Genomic DNA, 24,131 nt, shown 5'->3' on the forward strand with positions numbered 1-24,131 from the left:
TTTTTTATTTCGCATACTTCGTATGCTCAACTGACTTAAGTCTATATGTTCAAATTTTCAATTTGAACAGGTAATTAAAAGAAGTCCGAGGACTTCTAATTTTCTTATTCAGCTACTTTTTGTTCTTTAATAACTTTTGCAATTGAAGCAATTACATCTTTTTCGTCATCACCTTCAGCTACGATTTCTACTGTAGCTTTAGTAGGAACACCTAAAGACATAACTCCCATGATTGATTTTAAGTTTACTTCTTTACCATTGTATACTAATTTAATATTGCTTGTAAACTTACTAGCTTGGTTAACTAAGATAGTAGCTGGTCTTGCATGTAATCCTACAGGATCAGATACTACGAAAGATAATTTTTCTGCCATTTTATGACTCCTCCTTAAAATTTCTATAAATCAATTATAACACCTAACCCCTTGGTTTTAAAGAACTTTTTACATAAAATTTAGCGCTTACAAATTATTCCCATATATTGCTAAAAATTTACCTTCTTTAATATAATCACATATATTTTTCAACGATTTTATTCATCATTTCCCATTTTGATTCCATATCTTTAACAAGCTTAAATTGAGTTCTACAACGATCAAGATTATGATTCTTGCGATGAATTTTGAAATAAATATCACCCTCCAAATAATCAGTTAAAAAACGCATCCCACATTCAAATGTCATAACCTTAGCCCCAATCGGTAATGCTTTGATTTCCTCTTTCGTTAATTTACCATCACAACCTTTGATAAAACCTTTAGCATAAATTTCAAACAACGCCATATCACATTCGATTTTATCTAAATCAATTTCATCTTCTGCCCCTGTACTGGCTCCAAATCGAATCGAATCACCAAAGTCATTGACTGCTAAACCCGGCATAACAGTATCTAAATCAATCACACAAATACCTTTATGAGTTTTATCATCAATCATAACATTATTTAACTTCGTATCATTATGAGTGACCCGTATTGGCAAATTACAATTTGTTAATACATTTGCCACATCTTCACGAGCTAAAACAAATTCAATCTCTGTTTGAACATCTTTAGCACGATTACAAATATCATTGGCAACTACTTCTTTAAAACGTTCAAAGCGAGCTTTAGTATCATGAAAACCTTTGATTGTCTCATGAAGTGTTGCTGCCGGATAATCAGCCAAAAGGCTCTGGAAGTGTCCAAAAGCTAATGCACTTTGATAAAAATCTTCAGCACTCTCAACTTGATCATAACTAGTTGCACAAGTAATAAATTTGTATGCTCGCCAATATCCACCAGCTGAATCTACATAATATGGTTTATGATCCAAAGTATAAATAATATTGAGTGTTTCTCTTTCGGGATCACCCTCACTAGCAATAATTTTATCTCGTAAAAATCTTGTTACGTTAGCAATATTTTCCATCAATTCAATCGGTTTAGTAAAAACCGCAGTATTCATTCGTTGCAAAATGATATCAATCATTCCCATTCTTTCAATATCAAAAGTCAATAAAAATGTATCATTGATATGTCCGCTTCCATAAGGCTTTTTTTTCTTCAACACACCTTCAAATGAAAATGCTTCAACTACTTCGTTTAATAACTCTTCACTCACTATTGATCACTCCTTCCAAAGATGCTTAGGATAAACACCTGCATCTTTTAATTCTTTAATCGCCATTTGAATTATTGGTTTATCCTCACGATAAGTGACACCGTACCAGCGTTCTTGAGACTCTAGAACCGTAACTTCTACCTTATTTTGATCAAGTAATTTACTTACAACTGCAGGAATAAAATACTCACACTTTAACGGATTTTCTTTTAAACCGATTTCAAAAAAACTATTTATTCCTTTTTCTATCTCTAATAAGATACTCTTATTATATCCCCAAAGATTCATTGAAACAATTGTTCCTTTAGGCAGTTCAACCCAACTTTGACCATCATCCTCAGTATACTTTGCACCTGCACCATTTCGAACAATTTGTGTTCTTTCATGAATATCAACCAGCAGTTGTTTATCATTTACCTGACAAACACCCCGAGCCACATGACCATTTTCAGTTAATGTATTTTCAATATAATAACCTACCATTGCATAATTATATTTTACCCCATCGGGATGATTTAATAGAAAATCATAGATTTGTTTATACGCTGTAACTCCGTAATAATCATCAGCATTAATCACTGCAAATGGCCCATCTATTAAATCTTTACAACTCCAAATCGCATGAGCAGTTCCCCATGGTTTCACACGACCAGCTGGTAATGAAAATTCCGCTGGAATATTAGCCAAATCCTGATATACGTATTTAACATTCATGATTTGCTCCATTCTATCTCCAATAACTTCTTTAAACTCTTCTTCGTTTTCCTTTTTTATAATAAATATAACAGTTTCAAAACCTGCTCGTCGAGCATCATAAATCGAAAAATCAATAATTATATGACCATCCTCATCAATTGGATCAATCTGCTTTAATCCGCCATAACGACTCCCCATACCTGCTGCCATAATTACTAATACTGGTTTATTCATTTTTATCCTCCTTTTAAAAGACCCACTTTCAAAGAAAATGAGTCTTTCAATTAAATATCAAGCCAACGCATTTCCATTGGTGCTAATCTTAATTTTTTTCGTAAATTTCCTTCTACATATAGATAGGTATCCAGAGCATCTAGTGAGTTATTAATAACTACGATCTTTCCTACCGCTTCAAAAGCAGCTACTTCAGCATTGACATTATCTACATAGTATTTTTTCATTTCATCTTCTTTAGCTGCCGCCCAATAGATTGCTCTTAATAATAAACGACAATTTTGCGGTGAATAAGGAAGTCCAGCTAAATAAACACTACGCCCAGCACCGTAAGTATTTGTAACTAATTGAGCAAACTCTTTATGTTGACGAATAATTTGATAGTTTTCACCATGTCCATAAATGCTAGCCATTCCTTCACCAAAATCAATTTCTCCTTCAATATCTTCAACAATAAAATGATTAGGATCAACTGTATTGTATTTATCATGACTTAATGTAAAGCCAACTTCCTTATCAACACCAAGAACATCACTTAATTGAAAGAATTTTCCCTGATATTGATAAGCGGTTGGTTCTCCAACCCCGATAAAACCGCCACCATTATCTATCCATTTTCTAATGGTTGTAAGAACCTCTTCATCAATCCAGTTTTCTGCTCCTGACCATGATGTGTAAGCCGTACCGGCATTAATAATTACTTTAATATCAGGATTAATTCCTTTTTTTATATCATCAAAATTAATAAACTCAACATCGATCGGCATCCCGCTTAAACATTCAATTATCCCTACATAAGAATAAATTTCACGATACCAGATAGCATGATGAACCTGATTATTCATCCAACGTCGAATACTTCCCCAACAGTTTAGTATTGCCACTTTAAATGGAGAGGTATAGGCTTTTGTTTCTTTTGTTAAATCATGAATTTGTCTAAATTCATCAACTACTTGGGTAATTGTATCAACAAATCCCGGCCATTCCACTGCCAATTTCAAATATCCTCCATAACCGATTCGATCTAGCGGACTTCTTAAAATAGCTCTTCTTGCTTGTAACCAGTTATCTTTTGCTTCTTTAATCGGATCACCACCCTCACAGAAAACATCAGGGAAGAAATATGGTAAAAAACGCCCTTCTGTATAACGTACGCCTTTAATATCGGAAATCATTCGCATCGTTACACCATTTCCTACAGAACCAACTACAGCATCCAAACCAATTGTTTCAAAATATTTACCATACGGTTCTGTTCCAATCCAATGATCACCCAAAAACATCATAGCCTCTTTACCATAACCATGAACAATATCAACTAATTCCTTAGCTAATTTACAAACCTCAATTTGTTGGAACTCAATAAAATCTTTAAATTGTTTTGATGGTACTCTAAATAATGAATTATGATATCCTTGATCAACAATATATTCAGCGCGCCATTTATAACCTGCCCATTTTTCAAATTGCTCTAAAATGTAAGGACTAACGCTTGCACTATATCCAAACCATTCTACAAATTTTTCTCTTTTTTGATCATCAAATGTTAAAGTAAATTGATGAAAAAAAGTGGTGAAACGAATTACATCAACATGTTTATTTTCTTCACAAAATTTCCGTAATTTATCTTTAACAAATTCCTTGGTCTTAGGTTGACGGACATCAAAGGTTAATTGATGCGGCGCATCTTTCCAATCATTTGTAATAAAATTATACATATGAACAGGATCCCAAATTAAAAATGCCAAAAAACTAACTGTATATTCATGATAAGGTATAGTCGAAATTGTTACTGCTCCAACTTCTTTATTAAATTCCCATTGATCAACTGCTACTACTTCACCAGTAGTACGATCAATTACTTCCCACCAGCGTTTAGGATCATCAATATCATTAACTTTCAGCTGCTGAGTATGAAAACCTTTCATTAACTCAATCGTTAAACTAGTATCACGAGCAGTATAACGGTCCGTTATCAAATATTCTTGTTGGATCTCGTCTGGATTAGCTTCAGCCCACTCATTATCTTTTCTTGTAGTATAATATGTTGCATATATTTTAGCATCCAAATTCATTAATTCTTGAGGCATGTCGGTCCCATCACAATCTCGAATTGCATCAGCCCCAAGTTTATTTTTTAATTCAATCGTTTGGTCAATTACATCTAAATCAGTAGGTAACGTTAATCTCCCGTATTTTTCCATGTCTACTCTCCTTCAATTATAGCTTCTTCACTGTCTATGTCAAAGAAATGCATTTTGTCCATCTTATAAGCAAATCTCCCAATTACCCCATTTGTCAGAGTTGTTCCGCCAGGGGCTTTAACAATAAACGGTTTTTCATCTTTAACCATATGGATATAACTTTCAGAACCCATAAATTCAACTACTTCTGCTTTCCCCTCAAAACAATACTCCTGATGCTCATTAATGTAGTCATTATCAACACTGATATCTTCCGGCCTTATTCCCATTATTACCGTCTTGCCTAAATATCCTTTTTCTCTAAGCTGCTTAGCTCTAGTTGATTCAACCTTTAAACTAACATCACTCAGTTCAATAATAATAGCACCGTCCTTTTCATTAATTTTACCATTTAAAAAATTCATTTGTGGACTCCCAATAAAACCAGCAACAAATTTATTGACGGGATGATTGTATAAATATGCTGGTGATGCTACTTGTTGAATCCGACCATCTTTCATCACAACAATTCTTGTTCCCATCGTCATCGCTTCAGTTTGATCGTGAGTCACATAAATAAATGTTGTTCCTAATTGCTGATATAATTTTGAAATCTCTGTTCGCATCTGAACTCTTAATTTAGCATCTAAATTACTCAATGGCTCATCCATTAAAAATACTTTTGGTTCTCGAACGATTGCTCGCCCTAATGCTACCCGTTGTCTTTGTCCACCGGATAAAGCTTTAGGCTTACGATCTAAATATTGTTCTATATCTAAAGCTTTAGCTGCTTTACGAACCTTTTGATCAATTTCATCTTTTGGCTTTTTTGCTATTTTTAAACCAAAAGCCATGTTATCATATACACTCATATGAGGATATAATGCATATGATTGAAACACCATTGCAATATCTCGATTTTTTGGAGCCACATCATTCATCAATTTTCCATCTATATATAGCTCTCCTGCTGAAATTTCTTCTAATCCCGCAATCATTCTAAGTGTAGTACTCTTCCCACAACCAGAAGGACCAACAAAAACAATAAATTCCTTATCTGCGATTTCTAGATTAAAATCAAATACAGCTTGAACATTATTATCATATATCTTATCAATATGTTTTAAGCTTAAATTCGCCATCTTGTTTCTCCTTTACTTATAGCCTTTATTATATGTGTAAATTACTCCGATCAATCCAGCTAAGCCCACCAGTTCAGTCGCTAATCCTGTATAACCAACATTTTTTTGTCCAATAAAAATCAAAGCCATTGAAACTATAAATACAACAACCATGATAATTATTTTAGTTTTTCCATCCATAGTTTTCTCCTCTAATCTTTCAATCCACCCAAGGTCATTCCTTGTGTAAGTTTCTTTTGAACTATAATATATAGAATCAACGTTGGCAGCATAACTACTACTAATCCAGCATACATCATACCATACTCAGCCTTCCCCCGGGTTGCCTGCATCAAATTCAACAATCCTACAGGTAATGTTTTTGAAGTACTTGGTAATAATGTCAAGGCAATAATATATTCATTCCAAAATGCTAAAAAATTAAATAAAATTACAGTAATAATACTTGGTTTTGCCATGGGAATCATTACTCTAACCATTGTTTTATAATATCCACATCCATCTATTAACGCTGCTTCTTCATAAGCCTTTGGTAAAGTCTTAAAATAACCACTTAATAAATAAACAGTAAACGGAATAGCTGTCGCTGCGTATACAACAGCTAAAACAAAAATATTATTTAAAAAGAAATTTCCTCCGAGTAATTCATAAATAAAATCATCCCAATCTAATAACATTAAAAAGATAGGTACAACAATATAATTTACATTAATAAATAACCCTGCCATAAATAAGGTGTTAAAAAATCTTCTTCCCTTAAAATTATAACGCGCCAATACATACGCCGCTGGTAATGAAACGACTAATAAAATCACCAGTGCCATCGCTGTTGTTAAAATAGAATTAAGTAAATATTCTCCCATATTCGCTTGTTCAAATGCATTAACAAAGTTTTGCAAATAGATTCCTGCCGGAATAGACCAGGGATTTCCATAAAACTCAGAATTCTCTTTGATTGAAGCCATAAATACCCATGCTACCGGTACAATAATAGAAACCGCAAGAGTAATCAAAGCTACATAAATAAATATTTTATAAAGTTTATCACTGCTAAATAACTTTTTCATTTTCCTGCTCCTTTCTATAACTCTAACGTATCACGCTCTGTAGCACGATTAATAATAAAACTCAAAATAAATGAAAAAATAAAAACTACTGCGGCAATCGCCATTCCATATCCATATGATGCGTTGTTATAAGCTTGTTTATATAAATAACTTAAGACCGTTTCACTAGCTCCATCAGGTCCACCACTAGTCATAACTTTAACAAATAAAAAACTTAAGTTAATCGTCGAAATAATAAAGAAAGTTAAAGTTGTTCGGATATTATCCCAAATCAAAGGTAGTGTAATTGAAAAAAATTGTTTGATTTTCCCAGCTCCATCAAGTGCTGAAGCTTCATACAAGTGTTCGGGAATCGAACTCATCGAAGCCATGTACATAACCATATAATAACCTATAGCTTGCCATATCATTGTTCCTATGATGGCATAAATAACAATACTTTGATCTCCAAGAAACTTAACAGTTTCCCAGCTTTCTGGTTTAAATAACATTAAAACACTATTGATCATACCATTTTCTGAGGGATCATAGATTGCAGAAAAAATCGAAGAGATAACGACTACTGATAATATATTAGGAATATAAAAAATTACCCGAAAGAAATTTTGTCCTTTTATTTTTTCTCTAACTAAAATCGAAGCAAAAAGAATTGCTACAGCCATCGTAATTACAGTTACAACCGCAATAATCAAAATGGTATTTTGTAAAGCACGAATAAAATTCATATCTTGCATTAATAACACAAAATTATTAAATCCAACAAAAGTCTTATCGGCTGATAGCCCGCCCCATTTTAATGTTGACATCCAAAAGACATTAAGGGTCGGCAAAATCATGAACACTCCAAATAAGATTACCGCTGGGGCAAGGCATAAAATAATGAATCTGCGTCTTTCTTTTTTCTTATTCATTGCTGCACCTACTTTCTAAAATAGCGGTGGAATGACACCACCGCTATTATTTTATCAATTATTATTTGTCGTATTTTTTAACAGCATCAATCACAGCATTATACCATTCATCAACTGTTTTATCTCCTGTTACAACAGAATTAACTGTTCCATAAAGAATACCTTCAGCACTAGTTAGATCAACCCCTTCAATTGCATCAACAGATTTAAATCCAACCGTACAACTCTTAGCCCCATTATCATAAATTTGGTAGAATAGTGTTTTTTGATTATCAATTTCATTACCATCTTTATCTTTTACTTTTTCTGGTAAATATGATGAAGCAGTTGTAGTTGGTAAAACGCATCCAGATTCTTCAGCAAATAATTTTGCAGCTTCGTCACTGTACATAAATGTAATAAATTTTTTAGCCAAATCAGCATTTTTGGCTTTTGAAGGAATATATACTTGTTCAGAGAATGTAGAAGAATATGAATCTCCTTCTGCACTTACTTTTGGTAATGCCATAAATCCCCATTTGAAACCTTCAGCACGTGGTGCTTCAGACATTTCATCTGGCAACCAAGTACCATTTGGACAGAATAATGCTTTATTATCTAAAATTAATTGTTGATTTTTTGTAAAATTATCTTTATTAGCATTTGCAACCGTATTAGCTTCAGTATATTGTGCTAATTTTCCGACTATTTCAAATGCTTTTTTAGTTTCAGCAGATTGCCATGTTTTAGTATCATATTCCATTAACTTAGTATAAGCGTCAGCACCTACAGTTTCGTTTAATAACGCTGAGAAAAAAGCATCAAAATATCCAGTTGTTGGATAAGTGAATAAAGCAATTCCTTCTGCCTTTGCTTTTTCACCTAATTCCCACATCTCATCCCAAGTTGTTGGAACTGTCCAACCTTTTTGTTCAAATAAACCAGCATTATAGAATAAGCCGCAAGGATCATAAGTAAATGGTGCTAAATATAATTTTCCATCACCATATGGCTTAGTTGCAAATGAATTAGTAAATCCAGGGATAATTTTATCTTTAACTTTTACATCTTCACCATAAACTTTCATATCTAAAACATCACTGATTTCAGCGATTGCTTTATCAGAAATCATTGTATCTACTAAACCACCTTCAGATCCTACTGATAAATAAATCAAATCAGGTACATCTTTTCCTGAAGTAATTACCGGTCTTAAAGTTTCAGCAATATTTTTTTCTAAATTTAATTCAACTTTAACCCCTTCTTTTTTTTCAAAAGCCTTAACTACAGCTTCCCATCCTTTTGTCCCATAACCACCATTTAGTCCCGAAATTTTTAAAGTATTGGTGTCATCTGATTTCCCGCCACCACAACCAGTCAGCATCCCTGCTGCTAACGATAATACAAGGGCAGTACTTAAAATTTTCTTCATAATATTCGTTTTCCTCCTTGTTTATTATGATTAATTACAACTAAATTATATTTTAATGTAAGCGCTTTTACTACGCGATAATTGCTTACTTTTTTATATATCTTGCTTTATTTTATTATAAAAATATAAAAATTTATATAAATTTGACGTTATATTAGTTATAATAAACTCGAGGTGAAAATTATGAGCAATGAAAGAATTGAATTTATCGAAAAGCCGGCATTAATTAATAATCAAGCTCGCTTACTATATGTTAGTAGTTCAAAATATGAAGGTGACTGGCATTCTCAGTTACACTCCCATCACTTTACTGAATTATTTTATGTAACTAAAGGATGCGGTGGCTTTAAAATCGGAGCAGACGAATTTAATGTTCAAGAAAATGATTTTGTTATTATCAACCCTAACACGATGCATACTGAAGTTTCTCGTGATCGAAATCCATTGGAATATATTGTAATTGCTATTGATGGGATTAGTTTTGAAATACCTGAGGATAGTTTAAAAGATTATATTAGCTGTAATTATGCTAATTATAAAAATGAGATTCTTTTTTACTTAAATTTAATGGTAAAAGAATCACAAGCTAAGAATGAACTATATGATGATATGTGCCAACAACTAATGCAAGTCTTACTAATAAATATTTTAAGATTAAATCGTATTAATGTATCTTTAACACAAGGTAAGACTATTCGCAAGGAAATCTTTATGATCAAGAACTACATTGATCGTAATTACCATAAAGAAATAACTTTGGATACTTTAGCTGAAAAAACTCATATGAATAAATTCTATCTTGCTCATGAATTTAAAAATGATGTCGGTGTTTCACCAATCAGCTATCTACTTCAGCGAAGAATATATGAGAGCAAATATTTACTTAGAGATACCGACCTATCAATTTCACAGATTTCAACAATTCTTGGTTTCTCCTCGCTTTCATATTTTGCTCAAGCATTTAAAAAAAGTACAAATTTTTCTCCTTTACAATATCGTAAAAACCACCAAAAATATAATAAATAAAAAAGTGCTTTTGTAGTGCCCCGAAAAGTTGGACACGTTAAATTAAAGTTAGATCTTGAAAGGATTGTTGTCTATATACAAGTGGACTCAATCCTTTTCTTTTTGTATTGATTCTCTCGTTATTATAATATTCGATATATTCACTCATTGCAGCTTTGAATTGTTCATGCAATTTTCTTTATCACTTAACCATTTTTGATAGGCTTTATGCTGTGACAATGTCATTCTTGATCTAAATGAAAGATTAATCCTTTAAGGTTTGAATAATAATTGCAAACTAAGATGTTCAGTTTTTTATTAATACATCGTCCTATACTGGCAGCTAAAGCTACTAACCGATAATTTTCTCTGTTTCCAACTCTATTTATCAGTTCCATTTTTTGTTCGATGGATAAAGTCAGCTTATATGTTCTAATTTTATTCCACTCGTTGAGTCAAAAATCCTTATGACATACACCCGATAGATCTTTTAGATATTCCCATCCTTATATTTTTAAATATATTTTAATTTAAATTTTTTACTATTCCGTATAAAAAGTGACCTCCTTTTTGATGTGTACCTTCTTTACTGGACAAACCAGTAAGGAGGGTACATATCATTTTGGGGGTCACTACATTTTACACTTTTTTAAGATTCTTTTCTAATAAACAAATACATTCCACCACTAATAATCAATGAAGATACTGTTAGTGCAATGACTGCATCATCACCTGTCTTAACTGATGTAATTGACTTATCAGCAGGTGTAGATGGTGTAACCGGAGCAGGAGCTGGTGTTGGTTCTGGCTGATCATTTTTAGGATTCAACATCTCATCATATTGAGCTTTAATATTGTCAATTAAGGAACCATTTTCATATACCCCAACAGTAAGGGCCGCTTGAACTGTTGCATAAGCATTGCCATAATCTACATCTAAACTAGCGCCAAATGAACCATCTTCTTGCATAAATTGTAATAATAGATCATATGGATTGCCTGTACCCTTATTGTAAGTACCATTTTTTACACCTTGAATATCGTATTCTAAAATTCCCCATACGGCACAAGCTTGACTATTACAATTAACGCCAAAGCCACTATTATAACCGCCATTATCAATTTGAATTGATGCTAAATAAGCTAAAGCTTTATCAATTGAAGCCTGATATGTATTGTTGCATAATGAAAGAGCAGCTAATGCCCATCCAGTAATATCAGGTCCACCCCAAGCTCCATTATAGCCCCAAGAGCCATCACTAAGCTGCATCTCAGTCAAGTTTAATCCTAGTTTATCAAGATTATAATTTTCATCAACAATAGCTAAGGCAAACATTGTATATGCAGTACTTGATTCTGGATTTGCTGACCCATAATCAACATTACCATTTTCATCAATTTTTGATTTTAATAAATCAATTAGATTAATCGTTGAACCATCTTTTAGTTTTAACTTAGCAGGATCTGATTTTATTGCCGCTAAAGCCATAATATTTTTAGCCAAATAACCAGCATCCATTTCTTCATAAGTAATTTCATCACCATAAGAATTTGTTGGTGCTTCAAAAGAATAGTTTAAAGTAAAATTATTCTTTTCATCTTCAACATCTAATCCTAAAGATTCTACAGCCAAAACGGCATCCAGTCCAGATAATTCATTGTTATTCAACCAATAGCTTTGAGCTTTGGCTAAAGTTGAAGATTGCGCATTGATTGGCACAATGCAAGCACAAACAAGCGCTAACGCCACAGTAAACCGCATTAATTTTTTCATTCAATTTTTCCCTCCGTTATTCCATATTTTATTTTTACCCTTTGTAAGATCTGAAACATCGTCTTACTAAGTAAAAACATAAAAATTATATTTGAAACAATATATATTAACGTCGTTGGTAATGAAGTTAATACTATTGCCAAATATCGTGTTAAATTAAAACTTGTTTCAAAAGCAAGAACTGACCATAAATCCATTACCATGGAAAAAGCAAGTCCACAAATAGCACTATATCCATATAATAAAAATTTATTTTTAAACAAATTTTTACTAAAAATTCCAGCTCCATAACCAATTATTCCCCATGCGATCATTTGGAATGGAGTCCATGGTCCTATTCCAAAAACAAAGTCTGATAATGTTGCTGACAACGACCCACACATAAAACCAGATGCCGGACCAAAAACTATCCCACAAATAATAACCATTGCAGTTACAGGTTTAAAACTGGGTGTTAACATAAAAATCGTTCTAGAAACAACTGTTAGGGCAATCATTGTTGCCAAAACCACAACTTCCCTTATTTTAGGTTTGCTATTTTCATATTTAAAATAAAATGGTAAACAAGATAATGCAAACGAAGCAATAATAATTAAATTATATTTTTCATCTTTATATAAAACAGTTCCTAAGATCGTTATTAAAACAATAACCATTAAAATAAAGATACTTTTTTTTATTTTCATAACCCTAAATCCTCTAATAAAACAACTTCAGAGTTATTATTTCTTACTATTTTATTAATCGTTGTAGTATAAAATAAATTATTACTAAAGAAATTTCGCATCGAGTCTACTGATTCCATTTGTCCATTAAAAATCATAGCAACTCGATCACTTATTTTAGCGACAAATTCTAAATCATGACTAACAACAATTATCGTCATATGTTTGCTTAAACTACGAATCAAACTCGCCAAATTATCTTTGCTCACTGCATCTATTCCTTTAGTAGGTTCATCTAATAACAACAATTGCGGTCTTGTCAGTAAAACTTTTCCTAATGCCAATAATTGCTTTTGACCACCGCTCAAATCAAACGGGTGCATATCTCGTAAATTACTAATTCCAATATTCTCCATTTCAATTTCAACTGTTTTTAAATTATTTTCTACTACTAATAATTCATTTATAACTTTATCGGTTATAAACAATGTTGTGGGATCCTGGGGTAAATAACCAATTTTTTCTACAACTCCTACTTTAGTTATATTACCTTGATACTTAACTAACCCTGCGATACATTTCAAAAATGATGATTTCCCACTACCGTTAGCTCCTACTACTGATAATATCTCATTTTGTCTAACATCTAAATCAAGATTTTCTAAAACCGTACTATCGTAGGCAAAGCTCAAATCACGAATTTTCAATAAAAGTCCAGTATCGACAACCTCCTGCTCCTTAATATCAAAATCATGATAGTCTTTTAGTGCTTCACGTGCTTGTTTTACAGTTAAACAAAGTGCATTAGCTAATGTTGAAACTCGTACATAATTAGGTAAAGCAGCTACAAAAACATCCTCTGTTAACATCTTTTTTACTGCCTTTTCAATTTGATCATCAATAACTTTTTGGCCATGATCAAGCAAAATCAAACGATTTGCAACATCCAACAAGCCTTCTAATTGATGTTCAACTAAAATAATCGTAATATCAAAATCATCATTTAGCTGTTTTAAAATTCTAATAAATTCATCACGATTAACTGGATCTAACTGAGCCGTAGCTTCATCAAGTAAGATAACACTAGGATTCATTACCATTACACTAGCTAAATTAACAAGTTGTTTTTCTCCGCCAGATAATGATTGTGTATCATTGTTAATAATATTTTGTAAATTAAAATAATTAACAATTTCACCTACTCGACGTTTCATTTGTTTTAAGGGGATTGCCTGATTTTCAAGTCCAAAAGCAATTTCATGCCAAACCTTATCCATAACAATTTGATCATCAGGGTTTTGAAAAACAAAGCCAATCTGAATATCTTTTTTTATTTGTTCGTCTAGTTCAATTGTTCCTTCAAGTGTTCCTGTCGGTTGTAAACTTGATTTTAACAATCTCAACAATGTTGTTTTGCCACAACCACTCTCGCCACAAATAACAACAAAATCCCCTTTATTTATTTCAAAGGAAAGGTTATCAATCACTTTTTCATTATCAGGATAAGTAAAACATACATTTTTTACTTTATACATTTTTCTTTCCTCCTAAATAAATTGGTAATAACATTAATCCTATATAAACTAGCATAAATAAACCATCTTGCCACTGTAAACTAAATTCTTGAATAAGTGGAAAATAATAAAAACTACGATAGCGGATTAAAAATCCTAATAAACTTATCATAAATAGTCCTATTATTACTATTAATTTTAAAGCATCATCTTTTCTAAAACTATACAGATGAAAACTAGTTCGCTTACCTTGTCCATAACCCCTAGCTTGCATTGAATTCATCATATCAAGCGATGATTCAAAAGCATATGTAACTAATACAACTATCATATTTCGGTAGTAACCCAACTTATTTTGACTGGGCATATTTATATTAGCCTCTCTAATTTTTTGATATTGATTTTTTAATTTACTAATCATATTCAAACACATCGATATAACTAACCCTAAGGTAGGTAATATTGAACCAAATAAATAAACAATATGACTATCTGTTAAGCATGTTTTCATTATGCGAAACCACAATAACATGCATGATAACAGCAAGCCAAATACTAATCCATAAAATAGAGCTTGTTTAGTAATCGTGACATAGTCATTTTGAAACCAAATATCAAATCCTTCCGTTACAAATAAAGGATTTGTAATCATTATAATAACCACCAAAACAACAGTATATTTCATATCTTTAAAAAAAGTTAGGTAATTAAAATAATAATCAATTATTATCGCACTAACTATCGACAAAATGATTAAATAATAATTTTGTTGAATAATTGTTAGAGTAATAACTGAAAGAAAATAAGCAAATAATACTACTGGATGACTATTTTTAAAAGGTTTGATTACTAATTTGTTTTTTATTATATTAATTTTACTGAGCATTTAAACATCCCCTTGTTTGCAAGTAAAACGCCATTCTATTTTATCACCATCTTTTAATCGATAAGAACTTGCACCATATTCAGGAAAATTACCATTAACTTTATACATCCAGCCACTCGATGAACCGCATATTTTTTCTTCAATTTGACCAATCCCTTTTACATAGAGCCCAAAACCTGAAGAAACAGTAACCAGTTTTATCTCATTTTCACTTGTTGCTTTCTTTAAAACATCTATTACGGTTGTATTTTTTTTAACTTTAAATTGTTCAGTACTAAGAATCATTCCATTAGTTGGGATAAATTGTTCATAACCATCTTTTAGATCATTCATATTATTTAAAATTGTTTTACAATCAATTGAAATGCTAACATTAATCATTTGATTATCATTATCAGCTGGCTTATTATTTGTAGAATTATCTTTATTACCAACATCAGTATTAGCACCATCATTAGATGTCTGATTAGAATCTAAAGCAGAACTATTTGTTCCCTTATTATGCTCATCACCAGCATCTGTAGCGCTATCTGTCTGACTATTTTCACTTATGACTGTTACATTACCAGCTGCATCAATTGTTGCTGTCACCTCATTAGCCCATTGTTGTTCAGTTGATTCTGTTTTGGTTTTCACAATATTATTGCCCTTTGTTACTGTTCCACATCCAGTCAATAAAACCAAGATAAATACTAATGAAATTTTTAAATATTTTGACATAATAAAAGACCCTTTCTAAAAAATGGCGCACAAAAGGATCACGTTTATGTAGAACTACTCTATCGTCCGTAAAGTGTATCCTAAGATAATGGCAAGTATTCCGGCTTAGATTCATCGTCTTAACACCTTCCCAGTTTTCACCAGTGGTCTATCGTCTTAACTCCTCATTACGGCGGCGGGACCGCTCTTGCTTCTAACAAGATTCCTTATTAATGTACAACAACCATTAAATATGCGTTATTAAATTACTTTAATTATACAATAAAGAATCAAAAATGGAAGTTAAACTTCCATTTTTCGACTAATGATCTGATTTAAAATACTAGATCTTTAATTTTATTATCTCCTGCCAGCATTATTGGATGAATAAAAATAACCTCATCATCTTTATTAACTATTTTCTTCAATCTAATTTAAATAATCTCTAAATAACTCATCTTGATAATTTTACCGCATTGTATTAGCTACATAACTTGCATCTTTTGTTTATTGATCATACGGTGTGACAAGTGATACTTTTCTTAACCTTGCTTGATATTTGATTTAATTACTGTTTAGCCATGTTACTTCATGAATTTAATGTTGTATATTAAATTCAATAATATAATATTCTAATTAACAATTCTTTTAGTGTCGAGATTGGAAGTATACCTACCTTATCAGCTCCTAAATCTTTTTAGATTTAAAGCCTTTTTCTTAACAATCATAAAACCATCTCTTTTTATTCTATCAATACTGTAAAAAATCCTTTAATACAATTTTAAATATGAATTTACGACATTTTTTTAAGCGTTTGCCCATAATCAGTTACCCATTACTCCTCCGGCAATGAGATTCTAAACAGCTTAATATCCACTTCATAACAGCAGTACATATTATTTCTGATACGTGAACCAACATCGTTACAAAAAGCAATAATTTTCTAGTCACAGACTTACATATCTCAATATGATCTTAGACAACCCTGCCAACGTTATAAACACCTTCTGTTCATAGCGCAGATAAAACTCTCCTAAAAAAATTGTCTGGCAGTTTAATTATCATTTTCCGTAATAATTAATTTTTCTCCATAAAAAAAGGTTAAATTGAAAATTTTTTTCAATTTAACCTTACTCTTATAACTCTTTTTTTCTTGCCACTACCATAAAACGATGAGTCGTTAATTCAAAATATTTCTTATCTTTGATCTGTTTCAACACATGACTATAAAAATTCATAAAACGATCTTGAGTAATATCAGCTTTAGTGATTCCTTTCATGAACTGAATAAATGATGCCAGCGTGTCAAAACGAACATACCCATGTTCTTCCACACTATCAATAATCTCCAAACCAATGTCACTCAATGTCTGACAACTAGCCTCACGATCCCAACGACCATGTAACTTAAAAGGTAAGAAAATATTGATCAATTCTTTATAATTATCACTACCCATTTGATTAACAATAATATACCCACCTGGTTTTACGACCCGATACAAATCATACTTATCATAATTAGATAATTCATTAACAATGACATCGATTCGCTCATCTTTAAATGGTAATTTCCCTTCATTTGTTAATTTTGTTACTTTAACATTGCGATCAGCTAATTTTTCTTCAGCTTTTTCATATTGAGCTTCTACAACATATGTAAGTGGTGGTAAATGTTCAAAAGCAGCAACATATTCTCCCCCATCAAATGAGATAGTCGCTAAATGAGTGTCATCATTAAAATAACGGGCGGCAATCTCATGGCTTGAATAAGTTGGTAAACTTTGCTGTACCAGCGCATTAGCTGTTTCATTCATCGCTTTGGCAATTTCTGATTTCATCAATAAAGCCTCATTGATTTTCTTCCTAAAACGGATTTTATTGTAATAAAATCCAATATACTGGCTAATCCCATCACAAATAACTCCAACTGCGATAAATCCTAACATTTCAACAAACCATTCAGTTGTAAACATCGCCTGAACTGACGCAATAGCATAGCATATCACACACATAAAGATAATACTTTTTGTTCGAGTATACTTAAACGGTTCATTTAATTTAGTATACCAGCTTAAAATACTTTTCTTTTGTGCCGTTCTACCTTCTAACTCACAAAAAATCAATTTGATTGCTGTCAACATTACTGCCAACGAAATAAGCATGTAAATATAATATTCCATTTCTTTACCTCTTATAAATTTTCTCGCCTTTCAATGAATAATAAGCATCACCATCAACTGTTACAAAATACCCTTTTTCATTGAATTCTAAATCACCTTCAACTGAGAAAACCACTTCATTTTCATTCATATCATAAATATAACTGCTTCCACTCTTGTTGAAGATACCATAAACTACATCATTATACACAAAGGTTGTCCCTTCGTCCATAAAATAGTCATTAATTACTTTATTTCCTTCTACATCAAATACTTCATACTTACTGCCAGTAGTATATCCAGCATAATATTTTTCACCTAAATACATAATTCGTACATATTGTTCAGATACTTTTTTGCCTTTATTATTAATTAAATAATATTTATCTTCTTTTTTAGAAACGACAGCAAGATTATTTTCATCAAAAGCTTCAGCACTCTTATAAGATTCCTTTATTGCTTCCTTACCATCAAAACCATAATATTGGTAACCTTCATCACGCACATACACCGGGAAAATCTTACTCTTTGTAAATGATGCCATTGGGTCTAACTGAATCCCATTTACCTCTATTTCTTTACCATCATTAACGAATTTATGTGGTCCGTAAATCATTTCTTTATTCTTTACAACATAATTTTTATAGTTACGATAGTAACTGTTTGATGTTACTGTTTCACCATCTTTGTTAAATAAATATGTAGTTTGATTTTTTACTCCAATAATATTTTTTGAATTATCATAATATAAATCATCTAATTCAAGTGTTGTAGTAAAAATTATTTTTCCTTCTAAATCCAATGCATTGATCTCATGAGTTTTACGATTATAAAGCAAATAACCTTTTTTACTACTATGATCCATCAACTGATTATTGCCACCAATCTTGATTCCTTCAATATGCTTTTCATTAACTAAATTGTAAATAGATGAGGTCTTTTCAAAATTAATAACCGCATAATCACTATCAACTGTATATGCACTTATAATCTTCTCCTTACTCTTTTTTAATACCTCACCATCATTATATAAAACAATATATTCTTTACCTTGATGAATAACCGGTAACCCGAATAAAGAAATCTCTGTCTTTTTATCTTCCTTGTATAATTCTTTTCCTTCACCATCTAAAATACTAATTTTTTCATTCTTATCATAACCAACAATCATATTTCCAATTGATTCTAGTTTATCATATTTTCCTAATTTGATTGCTTCTTCACCATCATGAAGAAGATATCCATACTTTTTATCCTTAATTACAATATAACCAGAACTTCCAACTTCTTCATACTTATCATAAATAAATTCAGTCTGCTTATCACCTTCATAATCCATAAGCGCATATTTTTCTTTATTATTAGCTACAAACAATGTTTGATCGTTATCTATATTTGAACATCCTGTTAGCATTAAAAATGCTAATAAACCAGCTGTAATTTTTTTCATTTTTTTCACTCCTTCAAAACAAAATAATTATAGCATGTTTTTTGTCGATAAACCACAAACCTTTGATGATAATAAAACAAAAAACGATAATCTAAATTATCGTTTCTTGCTTTGGATATATTTTTGGATATTATATTAAGACTACTCAATAACTAATGGTTCTTCGTTATTTACAGATTTACCATCTTTTGTAGTCGCAACGTAATAAACTGATGAAGTTTCTGGTGTATAATATATTTGCAACGTATCAACAGTTGAAATTTTAACTCCCTGTGATTTAACGTCCTCTTTTACCAATTTTTCAATATCAGTTGCTGTTACGTTTTTCCCATGATATTGTACTTCTACGATTGCTTTCATCTTTAAATAATTCCCCCGTTTCTTCTTGAATCAATAATATCATATTCAAGCCAAATATGCAAATTTTATAGTGTTAATCATCATTTTTTAAGAATTAACGATAAAAATATTATCTTTTTTTAGAAAATTCCTACAAAGTTTGTCTAACAAAATTGAATAAAAAAGAAAAAACAGAAAATCGAAATTTCCTGCTTTATGAATTATTTTGTTTTAAACGGTTTTGTTGTTTACGTGCTTGTTCTGTTAAATAACGTTTTCTCAAACGAATGTTTTCAGGTGTTACTTCAACTAATTCATCATCATTAATATAATCTAAGCAAGCTTCTAAGTTAAATGTCCGAGGTCTTTTTAAAACAACTGTTGAGTCTTTTGATGAAGAACGGGTATTTGTTAGTTGTTTACCTTTTGTAACATTAACTACTAAATCATTGTCACGACTATGTTCACCAACGATCATCCCTTCATAAACATCAACACCAGGACCAATAAACATAACTCCACGATCTTCAACCCCACCTAAAGCATAGGCTGTAGTTTGACCATTATCTATCGAAACTAAAACACCAAGTGATCTTTCTCCAACTGATTCACCTTCCATTGGGCGATATTCTAAGAATGAATGAGAAATAATTCCATAACCTTTTGTCATTGTTAAAAAGTTTGTCATAAAACCAATCATCCCTCTTGAAGGAATTGTATATGTGACACTTGTTTGTCCTTCATTACTAACCATATTTTCAAGTACACCTCGACGATATCCTAATGATTCTATAACATTACCAATACAGTCATCGGGTGCTTCAATATTAACTTCTTCATATGGTTCACAAAGTACACCGTCAATCTCTTTAATAATTACTTTTGGTTTAGAAACTTGAAGTTCATATCCTTCGCGACGCATATTTTCAATTAATATCGACAAATGCAACTCTCCCCGTCCAGAAACGATCCATTCTTCACTGTTAGGAATTCTTTCAATCTTTAAAGATACATCACGGTTAGTTTCTTTAAATAAACGTTCTTCAATTTGACGAGCTGTTACAAATTTTCCATCTTGACCTGCAAATGGCGAAGTATTAGTACCAAAAACCATTTGAATAGTTGGTTCATCTACTTTTAATAATGGTAAAGCTTCTTCTTTTCCCGTAGTACATACAGTCTCACCAACACCGATATCAGCTAAACCAGCAATCGCCACAATATCTCCAGCCCCTGCTTCTTCAATTTCAATTCGATGCAAGCCAATAAAACCAAATAATTTTTGGATTCTAAATTGACTGTGTGAACCATCAGCACGAACACAAGTTACGCTTTCATTAACTCGTATTTTACCACGTTGAATTCGTCCAACACCGATTCTTCCCACATAATCATTATAATCTAATAAAGCCGGCTGGAATTGTAATGGTCCTTCTTCATCAACTAATGGTTCTGGAATCTCATCAATGATCATATCAAACAAACAGTCCATACTTGGGTCTTGAGTTGATAAATCAGGGTCCAAACTAGAAGTTCCTTGTAATGCTGAAGCATAGACAGTCGGGAATTCTAACTGATCATCATCAGCTCCTAATTCCATAAATAATTCTAATACTTCATCCATTACTTCCTGAATTCTTACTACTGGACGATCTACTTTATTAATTACTACGATTGGTTTTACTTTAGCTGCTAATGCTTTCTTTAAAACAAAACGTGTTTGAGGCATTGTTCCCTCATAAGCATCGACCACTAATAATACCCCATCAACCATATTCATGATTCTTTCAACTTCACCACCGAAATCGGCATGACCAGGAGTATCCATAATATTGATGCGATAATCCTTATAATTGATGGCTGTATTTTTAGCCAATATAGTAATTCCACGCTCACGTTCAATGGCATTACTATCCATTGCACGTTCTGCTATTTGTTCATTATCTCTAAATGTACCCGATAATTTTAATAATTGATCTACAAGTGTTGTTTTACCGTGATCGACATGGGCAATAATCGCAATATTTCTTATCTTCATTTACTCAACCTCTCTTATAACTTCATCATTATATCACAGAATTGTATTTTGTCATTATTTTTTTTAATTGATATAAAAATGGGCTTAAATAGCCCTTAATTTCATTTTTTGTCATTGAATTCAATCAACGATGATTCCCAATAAACTAGCTAAAGCGATTGCCTGATACATATCAACATGGATTCCTTTTAAACTATAATCATCGATTCTAATTCCCTCAATATTAGTGGTCTTAAAGTCCATCCCTTTTAAGCTTGTTTTAAATACCTCTCCAGCAATAAAACTAACTTGTTTAAAAACAAGATTTTTAACATTCACTTCCATAAAACTACTTTCATCTAATGTACTATCATTAAACTCAACACAACGAATATTTCCAAGACTAATATTCATATAGCGTCCTTGTACTCCCTCAAATAAAAGATCTTGTAAAGAACAGTCAATAAAATTTAGCCCTGTCATCTTACAGTTAATAAAGTGACAACGATGGATACTAACCTTATTAAATTCTAAATTTGATAAATCACAGTTTTCAAAAATACAATCTGTTATATGAGTATTAACTAATTCGATCATATTAAAATCAATCTTAATAAATTTACATTCCTCAATCGTTAAATTTTTAATTGGAATAACTTGTTGAGGATTTTCATTAAATAAACACTGATAATAATTATCTTCTATTTCATGAAATGAACACTTATTTAAATCATGAATTACCGGCTCTCTTCTTTTCATCTTACACCTCACCTGATTATTATAAGCATAGCTTATCTTTATTGTAAAGATTCTTTGTATATCATTTTAAACTCCCAGCAAATTGTAGTATCCTATAAGTATAAGGAGGTGGTTTAATGAAACTAGTTGAATTAATTACAACACCTGAATGTCAGCATATTTACCAGCGTTATTTTAAGATTGTTGCCACCCCTAAACCACCGCATCAAATTACCTCAAAACAGATTTATCAAGAGATCGTAGCATACTACAATGGCAGTATTCAAAATGTTTTAGATATTTTATGTTATGACGAAATCGTTTTCTTACAAAATTTTGAAAAAACCAAAAGTTATCGTAAAGATATCCCTACAATCAATACATTGATCAACAAATGCTTACTAATTAAAAATCCTAATAATAATAACTATTTAGAAATCCCTGAAGACATAAAGATAAATGTTATTAATGCTGTAGAACAAGCGGATATTGACAAGGTCATTCAAATAGATCAAATCAATGAATTATTGATTGGTATTCTAGCCATTAGAGGTATTATTGAACCACAAGAATTAGTAAATATTTATCATAGTTATGATCCTTCACTTTCACGTAATGAAGTAAACACTCATTTAGATACAAATCACTATCTATTTCAGCATTACTTTATTTATCAAGGGGAAACTGAATTATTATTAGCTTATGAGCCATATCGGCCGATTATCCAAAAAATTGAACAGCTCCAAACATTAGTAAAAAAAACTCCTGCGGCTTATACCGCCAAACAATTAAGAACGATCGCTAAATATGGCTTTGACTTAAGTGAACCAGCCATCACTAACCTCTATGAAGCAGTCGAACAAATTGATAATCTTTTTGTAAGAGAATTATTTAGAGATAGTATTATGCTTTTTTGTCAAATTCATGGTGACCTTAACGATTTGATTTATATGATTAATGAATTAAAAATTACAAATAATCAAGTTATTGAACATCTTGAAAAGAATTTACGTGCTGCAGTTCCTTTAATTCATAGTGCTGCTTTTTATGGATTATCCCCGTATGATTACTATTTGACAATCAACAAAGATTCTTATTTCAGTGAGCAAGAGAGTTCTACCTTTTATCAGCTGTATTTAAGTTTATTAGAGTATACTAACCAAGTTTTTAAAATTACAGATATTTCAATGAAAAATCTTGATTATATTGAGCAAGATGATTTTTCTCAAATTCGAACCTTACTATTTGATAATCCAAATATAATCGACCACTATATCAGTGAAAATCCTGAGCACCTAACCAATTATGAACTGACTATTATTAATGATTTTAAAGCTGGCTTTATTGATGACTTTTTAATTTTAACAAATCTTGATGACTATACGCTCGTTAGTAATGAAACTGGTGTTTATGCTATTTATGGGCTTGTTAATCATCTTAAAGAAATTTATCCTAATTCAACTTTGCCCCAGGTCTGTAATTTAGCACTGCTCCCCTATCGACACAAGATTGTATTTGATGGATTGTTAGAAGATCGCCAGTCTATTTTACCTCATAAACAAATTCGTACATACAGCCATGACGATATAATCTACGAACTTCCGCATACGCTCTTAAACTAAAAAACCCATAACGGGTT

The 24,131-nt window shown here is 31.5% G+C and carries 22 protein-coding genes and 1 riboswitch; of the genes, 2 read left to right on the top strand and 20 right to left on the bottom strand.

Annotation, left to right across the window (positions count from 1 at the left end; translation table 11 throughout):
- Window positions 1–104: 104 nt before the first annotated feature.
- From KTF99_RS13950 to KTF99_RS13990, 9 genes are all read right to left on the bottom strand, one after another.
- Window positions 105–374 (bottom strand): phosphocarrier protein HPr, encoded by a 270-nt coding sequence (locus KTF99_RS13950; protein ID WP_003536246.1) that lies wholly within the window; start codon window positions 372–374, stop codon window positions 105–107.
- A gap of 136 nt (window positions 375–510) precedes the next feature.
- Complete coding sequence (locus tag KTF99_RS13955) at window positions 511–1,602, bottom strand: phosphotransferase enzyme family protein (protein ID WP_008791348.1); 1,092 nt, start codon at window positions 1,600–1,602, stop codon at window positions 511–513.
- A gap of 6 nt (window positions 1,603–1,608) precedes the next feature.
- Window positions 1,609–2,532 carry a nucleotidyltransferase family protein gene (locus tag KTF99_RS13960; RefSeq protein WP_003536242.1) on the bottom strand — a complete coding sequence of 308 codons (924 nt, stop codon included), beginning with the start codon at window positions 2,530–2,532 and terminating at the stop codon, window positions 1,609–1,611.
- A 50-nt stretch (window positions 2,533–2,582) separates the two neighbouring features.
- The gene (gnpA, locus tag KTF99_RS13965; protein WP_217215617.1) at window positions 2,583–4,736 is read right to left on the bottom strand and encodes a 1,3-beta-galactosyl-N-acetylhexosamine phosphorylase; all 2,154 of its coding nucleotides are present in this window, start codon (window positions 4,734–4,736) and stop codon (window positions 2,583–2,585) included.
- A 2-nt stretch (window positions 4,737–4,738) separates the two neighbouring features.
- Window positions 4,739–5,857, bottom strand: coding sequence for an ABC transporter ATP-binding protein (locus KTF99_RS13970; protein WP_029480594.1), 1,119 nt, complete (start codon window positions 5,855–5,857; stop codon window positions 4,739–4,741).
- Between the two features lie 12 nt (window positions 5,858–5,869).
- Window positions 5,870–6,037: a DUF6903 family protein gene (locus KTF99_RS13975; protein WP_003536236.1), complete on the bottom strand. Its 168-nt coding sequence runs from the start codon at window positions 6,035–6,037 to the stop codon at window positions 5,870–5,872.
- Between the two features lie 11 nt (window positions 6,038–6,048).
- Complete coding sequence (locus KTF99_RS13980; protein WP_003536234.1) at window positions 6,049–6,924, bottom strand: carbohydrate ABC transporter permease; 876 nt, start codon at window positions 6,922–6,924, stop codon at window positions 6,049–6,051.
- A gap of 14 nt (window positions 6,925–6,938) precedes the next feature.
- On the bottom strand, window positions 6,939–7,835 hold the full coding sequence (locus KTF99_RS13985) for a carbohydrate ABC transporter permease (protein WP_003536232.1): 897 nt from the start codon (window positions 7,833–7,835) through the stop codon (window positions 6,939–6,941).
- 61 nt (window positions 7,836–7,896) lie between these two features.
- Window positions 7,897–9,246 carry a carbohydrate ABC transporter substrate-binding protein gene (locus tag KTF99_RS13990; protein WP_003536229.1) on the bottom strand — a complete coding sequence of 450 codons (1,350 nt, stop codon included), beginning with the start codon at window positions 9,244–9,246 and terminating at the stop codon, window positions 7,897–7,899.
- Window positions 9,247–9,429: 183 nt separating this feature from the next.
- Between KTF99_RS13990 and KTF99_RS13995 the strand changes: the two genes are divergently transcribed.
- On the top strand, window positions 9,430–10,272 hold the full coding sequence (locus tag KTF99_RS13995; protein ID WP_008791345.1) for an AraC family transcriptional regulator: 843 nt from the start codon (window positions 9,430–9,432) through the stop codon (window positions 10,270–10,272).
- A 37-nt stretch (window positions 10,273–10,309) separates the two neighbouring features.
- Here KTF99_RS13995 and KTF99_RS14000 read toward each other — a convergent pair whose 3' ends face one another.
- The 11 genes from KTF99_RS14000 to KTF99_RS14050 form a co-directional block, all read right to left on the bottom strand.
- Window positions 10,310–10,444: an IS3 family transposase gene (locus KTF99_RS14000; RefSeq protein WP_081446370.1), complete on the bottom strand. Its 135-nt coding sequence runs from the start codon at window positions 10,442–10,444 to the stop codon at window positions 10,310–10,312.
- A gap of 456 nt (window positions 10,445–10,900) precedes the next feature.
- Window positions 10,901–12,025: a prenyltransferase/squalene oxidase repeat-containing protein gene (locus tag KTF99_RS14005; protein WP_029480598.1), complete on the bottom strand. Its 1,125-nt coding sequence runs from the start codon at window positions 12,023–12,025 to the stop codon at window positions 10,901–10,903.
- Window positions 12,022–12,711: an ECF transporter S component gene (locus KTF99_RS14010; protein ID WP_117562034.1), complete on the bottom strand. Its 690-nt coding sequence runs from the start codon at window positions 12,709–12,711 to the stop codon at window positions 12,022–12,024. The genes KTF99_RS14005 and KTF99_RS14010 overlap by 4 nt, the downstream gene beginning before the upstream one ends.
- On the bottom strand, window positions 12,708–14,225 hold the full coding sequence (locus KTF99_RS14015) for an ABC transporter ATP-binding protein (RefSeq protein WP_003536222.1): 1,518 nt from the start codon (window positions 14,223–14,225) through the stop codon (window positions 12,708–12,710). The genes KTF99_RS14010 and KTF99_RS14015 overlap by 4 nt, the downstream gene beginning before the upstream one ends.
- The gene (locus tag KTF99_RS14020) at window positions 14,218–15,090 is read right to left on the bottom strand and encodes an energy-coupling factor transporter transmembrane component T (protein ID WP_003536220.1); all 873 of its coding nucleotides are present in this window, start codon (window positions 15,088–15,090) and stop codon (window positions 14,218–14,220) included. The genes KTF99_RS14015 and KTF99_RS14020 overlap by 8 nt, the downstream gene beginning before the upstream one ends.
- Window positions 15,091–15,810, bottom strand: coding sequence for a DUF4430 domain-containing protein (locus KTF99_RS14025; protein ID WP_029480602.1), 720 nt, complete (start codon window positions 15,808–15,810; stop codon window positions 15,091–15,093).
- A gap of 73 nt (window positions 15,811–15,883) precedes the next feature.
- A riboswitch (cobalamin riboswitch) is annotated at window positions 15,884–16,053 on the bottom strand.
- Between the two features lie 872 nt (window positions 16,054–16,925).
- Window positions 16,926–17,969 (bottom strand): class I SAM-dependent methyltransferase, encoded by a 1,044-nt coding sequence (locus tag KTF99_RS14030; RefSeq protein ID WP_008791340.1) that lies wholly within the window; start codon window positions 17,967–17,969, stop codon window positions 16,926–16,928.
- Window positions 17,970–17,973: 4 nt separating this feature from the next.
- Window positions 17,974–19,398, bottom strand: coding sequence for a hypothetical protein (locus tag KTF99_RS14035; RefSeq protein ID WP_029480604.1), 1,425 nt, complete (start codon window positions 19,396–19,398; stop codon window positions 17,974–17,976).
- 141 nt (window positions 19,399–19,539) lie between these two features.
- Window positions 19,540–19,758 (bottom strand): DUF6465 family protein, encoded by a 219-nt coding sequence (locus KTF99_RS14040; RefSeq protein WP_003536211.1) that lies wholly within the window; start codon window positions 19,756–19,758, stop codon window positions 19,540–19,542.
- Window positions 19,759–19,951: 193 nt separating this feature from the next.
- Complete coding sequence (typA, locus tag KTF99_RS14045) at window positions 19,952–21,775, bottom strand: translational GTPase TypA (RefSeq protein WP_029480606.1); 1,824 nt, start codon at window positions 21,773–21,775, stop codon at window positions 19,952–19,954.
- Between the two features lie 120 nt (window positions 21,776–21,895).
- Window positions 21,896–22,513, bottom strand: coding sequence for a pentapeptide repeat-containing protein (locus KTF99_RS14050; protein ID WP_003536208.1), 618 nt, complete (start codon window positions 22,511–22,513; stop codon window positions 21,896–21,898).
- A 116-nt stretch (window positions 22,514–22,629) separates the two neighbouring features.
- Between KTF99_RS14050 and KTF99_RS14055 the strand changes: the two genes are divergently transcribed.
- Window positions 22,630–24,114, top strand: coding sequence for a hypothetical protein (locus KTF99_RS14055; protein ID WP_003536207.1), 1,485 nt, complete (start codon window positions 22,630–22,632; stop codon window positions 24,112–24,114).
- Window positions 24,115–24,131: the final 17 nt, after the last annotated feature.

Origin of the sequence: Erysipelatoclostridium sp. MSK.7.34, from assembly GCF_019041935.1 — a bacterium.
Classification (GTDB): Bacteria; Bacillota_I; Bacilli_A; order Erysipelotrichales; family Coprobacillaceae; genus Thomasclavelia; species Thomasclavelia ramosa.